The following is a 6,339-nucleotide window of genomic DNA, read 5'->3' as shown; positions in this document are numbered from 1 at the left end:
GGTTTTTCCCCCCCCTTTTTCCCCCGCGTTTTGTTTTGGGCTCAGTGGGGGGGGGGGGGGGGGGTGGGGGGGGGGGGGTGGTTGGTTTTAACCCCCGCCTTAAAACCCCCCACCCCCCCCGACGGTCCGACCACTTCGCCGCCCCTCCTGTACTTACGGGCAGATCCACGTCGAGAGCGATGCCGTCGCTTCACGGCTGGAACTTGACCGGAGTCTCCGTCGGCCCACCGCTGTCGGTGACGAACTGCCAGATGGTGATGGCGGCGACGATCTGGGCGATGAGATACGCGGCCTGCAGGGCGAGGTAGCGCATCTGGTAGACGGACAGCAGGAGACTGAGCTGTGACGGCCAGTAACGTCGTTCTCCGCGGAAGGTCTCCAGGTCCATGGCGAGTGCGGTGATGGTGAGGATCAGCAGGGTGAGGGACACGTCCAGCGCGGCGTCGCCCTGACTTTCGTCGGTGGCGAGGCGAGCCAGCGAGTCGAGGCCGGTGGGCAGGGCGTACGCCAATCCGAGGCCCAGGGCGCGAGCAGGGCCGCGGCGCCCAGGCAACAGCCGCCACAGGGCTCCCAGCAGAAAGCCGGCGCCGACCCACCCCAGTTCCCAGAGCAACAGCGTGAGCGCTGTGTCCGCCGCGCCCCATGAGGTCTGCTCCCACGAGCCGTTCTCGATCCAGGTCCGCCATGTCATCAGTGCGCTCGCCGGGACGGCGAGGAGGGCGGCGTAGGTGGCGGCTCGGTGGCCGTTCTCCCACCAGGTCGCGCGTGGTCCCCAGGCCAGGACGACGTCGACGACGGTCACGTCTGAGGGGAGCCGGTCCGAGGCCGGTCCGTTGGTGTGCCGGGGCGTCCGCCAGCGGTGAAGTCCACGCAGCCGACGCTCCACCGCGGCCCGGGTCATCGTCGTCTCGTCGGACTGGCCGTGGTCCAGCCGGCGCAAGGTGGCGTGCAGTTCCCGGTACTGGCGGGCGCGGTGGAGGAAATCCACGCGGTGTGCCTCGGCGAAGAGTTCGCGCAGCGGCCGTCCGGAGACGTCCAGGCGTTGTGCGAGCGTCGAGCGTCGGCCGCCGACGATGAGGAGCAATCCCAGCGAGGCGATATCCAGGCCGATCGGAAGCCATGCAAGGGCACTGTTGTTGAGGTAGAACCCGATCGGGGGTGTGACGACAACCGTGTAGAGCAGCAGCATCAGCAGGACGTCCGGCGTGGCCGGGGCGGTGTGCCGGGACTGTGGTGCGGTGCCTCGTGCCCGCAGCAGTGCGGCGATCGCCAGCGCTGTCAGCAAGGAGTCGTAGCCGAGCAGCCAGGTGGCACCATCGGCTGCCAGCTCGTGCAGCCCGCTGGTCAGATGCTCGCCGTGCCGCGTGGCGTACTCGTCGGTGGTCGGGTCACTGAGCCAGGACACACGGTCCCACTCGCGCTCCGACAGCCACAGATGACAGCCGACCAGTACGGCCGCCAGTGCCATGGACAACGGGACCAGCACGGGGAGTCCGGGCCGCCGGTGAGGCGCCGACAACTGCCGGGCCCAGGCGAGGGCGCCACAGAGCAGGGCCGACTGAGCGAGCACGTCCGCCGTGATGAGGGCTCCGGTGGAGGAGGAGACAAGGGCTGGGATGACGGCCGCGACTCCGAGAGTTCCGGTGACCGCCACGACGGCGGGTCCCCGGCACAGTGCGGCGATGGCGACAGCCGTCCCCGCCCACAGGGCGACCCCCAGGACAACCCCTGTGTCGGGTGGGCCGATCCGGAACCCGTTCAGGAAGGCGAGGGCGGGACTCAGCCACACCCAGCCGACCAATCGTCGAGCGGCACCCGTTTCCTCCGGCGTGCCCAGCGCGCCCGCCGGTCGACTCCGGGCCGATCGGGCCGCCATGGTGGCGACCGCAGCGATCCCCACCATCCAGAGGAAGCCGCCCAACACACTGACGTTGTTCATGTCGCGGCCGTCGCGTGCCGCCCACGCCCGCTGCCAGGGCGGGGTCGTTCGTACCTCGATCTCGGGAATCGATCGCGCCGACCCCGTCGAGGGCTTCCACACCAGGGCGTGGGTGCCTCGGCCGGCCGACGGCTCGGGCCGTGCCCACTCCGCGCCCGGCGTGCCCGGGTCGATTTCAATGGTGTCCCACCGCGCGGCCTGCAGGGCCCCGGGTGCCTTGAACCGGATGGTCCAGCGGGTGAATCCCGTCTCGATCCGCCAGGGCCCGAGCGCCACATGGCGTTCGTCGACCCAGGCGTACGTCTCCATCCGGATACGCACCTCCTTGCCGTCGGAGGTGATGCGGGGAGGGGCCTTTCTCCACTCGTCCGGGCGGAGCCGCTGGGCATCGGTTTCCTCTCGCACCAGGCAGCGCAGGGCCTGCCGGTACGCGCCGCTGTCCTCACTCATCAGGAGTTTCGGCGCCAGTGGCCACGACGCGGGCACGCGCACGGTCATCACGCTCTCGGCTCTGCTGTGCGTACGGCCGTGGTGGAGCAGGCGCAGAGACGCGGAGACGTGTGCGGAGGCGAGCCGGCGAACGGCGCAGTCGCCCGCGATTCCCGCAACACCGTACGCCTCCGCTGGTGACGTCAGCCAACACACCAGAGTCACCAGCATCACGACGATCAGCCGCACAATCCGCCCCCGCTCCCCTCCGTCCCTCAGACGTCATGCCACCGGAAGGTTTGTCTCACTCCCCCGACTGCGGGATTGCGACCGAGCGTGCCGACGGAGACCAGGGCCGCAGGTCCGACGGTCGGCAGACGCGCGGCTGCCGACTGTTCCGGCGGACCCTGCCCACCCTCCCACCGCGAGACTCGGGGTGGGGCCGATGGAAGCCGCCCTGGTCAGGCATGCGGAGCGTCGGCGGTGAGCGGAGCCGGACAGATACGGGCCCTGTCGGACGCCCGGCCGCTCGAAGCGGGGACCGCGGGCACCGCACATGGAAGACTCGGCGGTCGACTCGCCGAGCCAGAAGGGTCATGCGTCATGTCGGATGCCGCACCGCCGCCGGTCCACCTCGACAAGGTGCTGGAAGGACTCGCGGAGAATCCCGCGTTGCCGCCCGAGTACGTCCGTCGCCTCTTCGCCCATCGCAAGAGCCGTCGCGGCGTCGCCGGGCGCCCGGATCTGACCGACGACATGATCGCCGAGCTCATCGCCCTGGACGATCACCGGCTCACACATTCGCTCGCGCTCAACCGCAGCCTGCCGGACGCCTTCCGGATGACGCTCGCCGAGCACCCGGATCCGACGATACGGGAGGCCGTGGTGGTCGGCGCGGACGGCGGCGCACCGCGCGAGTTGTTCGAGCGGCTGCTCGGCGACAGCGAGCCGCGGGTGCGGGAGTGGCTGGCGCAGAGCGACCGGATGCCGGAGGATCTGCGCGCCCGGCTGGCGGCCGACCCGGAGCCGGAGGTACGGGCGACGCTCGCCCGGTGGTGGACGCGGGCCCCGGAAGCGATACGCCGGACTCTGCTGACGGATCCCGAGGGCGTGGTGCGGGCACGAGCCTGCGCGACCTACTACGCGCGGCTTCCTCATCCCGTACCGCCCGCCGACCTGATCCCGGCGCTGCTGGCCGACCCGGTCACGCGCGCCGGGGCGGTGCGCCACTGCACCCTCGACGCCGACACGGCCCGCCGGCTGGCCGACGACCCGACCCCTGAGGTGCGGGAGGAACTCGCCGGGCACCCCGACCTCCCACCGCTGCTGCGCGACGTCCTTGCCGAAGACTCCAACCCGCAGGTCAGACTCCGCGTCTTCGCACGCCGGGACACCCCTGAGCCGACCCGCGCCACGATCCACGCACGGCTCCTGTCCGACGTGCCCCCACGGGACTGGCTCACCGATCTCCACGCCGGCCTGGACGACGACGCGCTCGAACAGCAGATCATGAGCGAGATGGCGCATCTGCAATTGCGGGCACTGCGCCTGCCGTGGGTGACCGCCGACCCCCTGCCGCACGTGGACTCGCCCTACACCTGCTTCCGCGCCTCGGCCGCGATGTCCGACGACCTCCCCGCGCCGGTCGTGGCCCGGCTGCTCGACGACGAGGACAGCGGCGTCCGTACGGCCATGGCCCTGCACGCCCGGGACCGGATCGACGCGGCCACCGCCGAACGCATCGACCGCACCTACCGCCCGGTGAAGAAGACCCGGTGGCGTCCGGCGGACGACTTCCCCCTCCCGACGGCCGTCCTCCGGCGCCTGGCCACCGACCCCGACCCGAGGATGCGGCAACTGGCCCCGCGCGACCCCGACCTGCCGGTGGAACTCGTCCGCCGCCTGGTCGCCGATCCCGACCCCACCGTGCGCCACACGATCGCGACCCACCCCCGGCTTCCGGTCCGCGAGCTGACGCAGTTGCTGGCCGACCCGTCGGAACGGGTCGCGACCGCCGCGGCCGGCAACCCCGACCTGCCGCCCGAACACATGCACCGGCTCCTCACCCTGGCAGGCACCGGGCGGTACACGTGAACGTGCACCATGCGCCATGGCCGGGCTTGCGGGAGTGTCATGAAGTGGCGTGGCTGCCTCGGCCGAGTTCCTTGAGGAACTGTCTTTGATCGTCCAGGAATCCGTCCGCGAAGAGCGAGTGGGGGGAGAGGAGCGCGGTGAGCGTGATCTTGAGGTCCGACTGCTCAATGGACTGCTTGAGCAGTGAATGGGTCGCGTCCGGGTAATGCTTGACCGTCAACGCACCGCCCGCGTCCAGCACCTTGTGGTACGTGCGCTCCGTGTCGGCGGTGTCCACGTTGATGTCGTGGCCCGCGAGGGTCAGCAGCACCGGTACGCCGCGCAGGGCGCGGAGGTCCTGCGTGGCGTCCGCGGTGTGGTTCTTGGAGACGAAGCCCCAGCGGTCGGCGGTCATGCCGTCCGCGTCGCCGCCCATCGCCCGGACGTACTCCTCGAAGGTCGCGTGGCGTCCCAGCAGCCGGCGGGTGGTGTCGCTCCTGGCGACCTCCGCCTTGGTGCGGGCTGCTGACGCGCCGTCGGCGCGCAGCTCGGCGAGGAGGTTGTAGCGGCCTTGCTGGAGCCAGTTGATCGCGGGCGAGACGGCGATGACGAAGCTCACGGGCGTCCTGGCGGCGATCTTCGGCAGGACCCAGCCCGCCTGGCTGGCGCCCCAGAGTCCGATCCGGTCGCCGTCGACGTCCGGGCGGGCCCGGGCCCAGGTGATGGCGGCGGCTGCCTCGTCGGCCCGGTCGTCCATGGACTGGTCGAGCCAGTTTCCGGGCGCGCCCGCGACGCCGGGCTTGTCCCAGGACAGGGAGGCGTACCCGGCTTTGGCGTTCGCCTCCCACATGGGCTTGTAACCGTCGTCGTGGGTGGCGTCGACGGGGCCGTCGCCGTGGACGTACACGACCAGGCCGTGGTGCTTGCGGCCGTCCTTGGGGACGGCCAGTACGCCGTTGAGGGTGTGGCCACCGTGGCGGATCGCGACCCGCTGCTCGTCCATGTCGTAGGAGTTCTGCCACAGCACCACACCGACGAGGCCGACGGCCACGACCAGGACCGTGACAAGTGACCACACGGCGATGCGGAGCCCGCGCCGTCGGGGCTGGGTCTTCGGACACATGGGAGGGCCGCCTCTGTTCGGGTGTGCAGCAGATACCGAAACTATCACTATGGGAACGGTCGTTGAGTATCTGATAGTTTCAAGTCTCGGTTTCAGGAAGGAAGGAGGCACGGCATGGGACTGGACGCGACAGGCTCCGGGGCCGGACCGGTGACGGTGCGGCGGGGCGTTCCGGCTGGAGCCGAGCGGCGGGTGGCCGAGTTGTACTGGGACGCCTTCGGCCGCAAACTCGGCCCCGCCCTGAACCCGGCGGACAAGGCGGTGTCCTTCATCGCCACCCACCTGAACACCGATCGAGCGGTCTGCGCACTCCTCGACGGGCGGCTCGTCGGCCTCGCCGGCTACCACCACGGCGGGCGAGCCCTCACCGGGGGATCGGCCCGCGCCGTACTGCGCGCTTACGGGCACCTGCGAGGACTGCACCGACTCCTGCTCCTCGCCCTGTTCGAACGTCACCCGGCCCCCGGACAGCTCGTCATGGACGGCATCGCCGTGGACCCGGACATGCGCGGCCGCGGCGTCGGAAGCCTCCTCATCGAGGAAGTGGCCGCCGTCGCGGCGGAGCAGGACTGCCGGGAGATCAGACTGGACGTGATCGACACCAACCCGCGCGCCCGGGCCCTGTACGAGCGGCGCGGCTTCACGGCCGTACGGACCGAGCACACGCCCTACCTGCGCGGGCTGCTCGGATTCGGCGCGGTGACCACCATGCACCGCCCGGTCACGGCAGGAGGGACGGGAGAACTGTGAGCACCGGCACCGACCACGTCGAGGT

At 70.8% G+C, this 6,339-nt stretch carries 4 protein-coding genes; 2 read left to right on the top strand and 2 right to left on the bottom strand.

Annotation, left to right across the window (positions count from 1 at the left end):
- Nucleotides 1-190: 190 nt before the first annotated feature.
- Nucleotides 191-2,599 carry a DUF6185 family protein gene (locus tag ACF1DX_RS31145; protein WP_391794535.1) on the bottom strand — a complete coding sequence of 803 codons (2,409 nt, stop codon included), beginning with the start codon at nt 2,597-2,599 and terminating at the stop codon, nt 191-193.
- Between the two features lie 372 nt (nt 2,600-2,971).
- Between ACF1DX_RS31145 and ACF1DX_RS31140 the strand changes: the two genes are divergently transcribed.
- Nucleotides 2,972-4,462, top strand: coding sequence for a hypothetical protein (locus ACF1DX_RS31140; protein WP_391794474.1), 1,491 nt, complete (start codon nt 2,972-2,974; stop codon nt 4,460-4,462).
- Between the two features lie 37 nt (nt 4,463-4,499).
- Here the strand turns inward: ACF1DX_RS31140 and ACF1DX_RS31135 are convergent, their stop codons facing one another.
- Nucleotides 4,500-5,564, bottom strand: coding sequence for an alpha/beta hydrolase family protein (locus ACF1DX_RS31135; protein WP_391794473.1), 1,065 nt, complete (start codon nt 5,562-5,564; stop codon nt 4,500-4,502).
- 114 nt (nt 5,565-5,678) lie between these two features.
- Between ACF1DX_RS31135 and ACF1DX_RS31130 the strand changes: the two genes are divergently transcribed.
- A complete protein-coding gene (locus ACF1DX_RS31130) occupies nt 5,679-6,314 on the top strand; it encodes a GNAT family N-acetyltransferase (protein ID WP_391794472.1) in 636 nt (211 codons plus the stop codon).
- Nucleotides 6,315-6,339: the final 25 nt, after the last annotated feature.

The organism is Streptomyces sp. NPDC014676 (assembly GCF_043084105.1).
Classification (GTDB): domain Bacteria; phylum Actinomycetota; class Actinomycetes; order Streptomycetales; family Streptomycetaceae; genus Streptomyces.
The sequence above is the reverse complement of the archived record's forward strand: the minus strand, read 5'-3'. Positions and strand labels throughout refer to the sequence as shown.

Excerpts from the sequence above, each read along its gene's own strand:
- ACF1DX_RS31145 (WP_391794535.1), bottom strand. The coding sequence starts at position 2,599 with ATGCTGGTGACTCTGGTGTGTTGGCTGACGTCACCAGCGGAGGCGTAC.
- ACF1DX_RS31135 (WP_391794473.1), bottom strand. The coding sequence starts at position 5,564 with ATGTGTCCGAAGACCCAGCCCCGACGGCGCGGGCTCCGCATCGCCGTG.
- ACF1DX_RS31140 (WP_391794474.1), top strand. The coding sequence starts at position 2,972 with ATGTCGGATGCCGCACCGCCGCCGGTCCACCTCGACAAGGTGCTGGAA.
- ACF1DX_RS31130 (WP_391794472.1), top strand. The coding sequence starts at position 5,679 with ATGGGACTGGACGCGACAGGCTCCGGGGCCGGACCGGTGACGGTGCGG.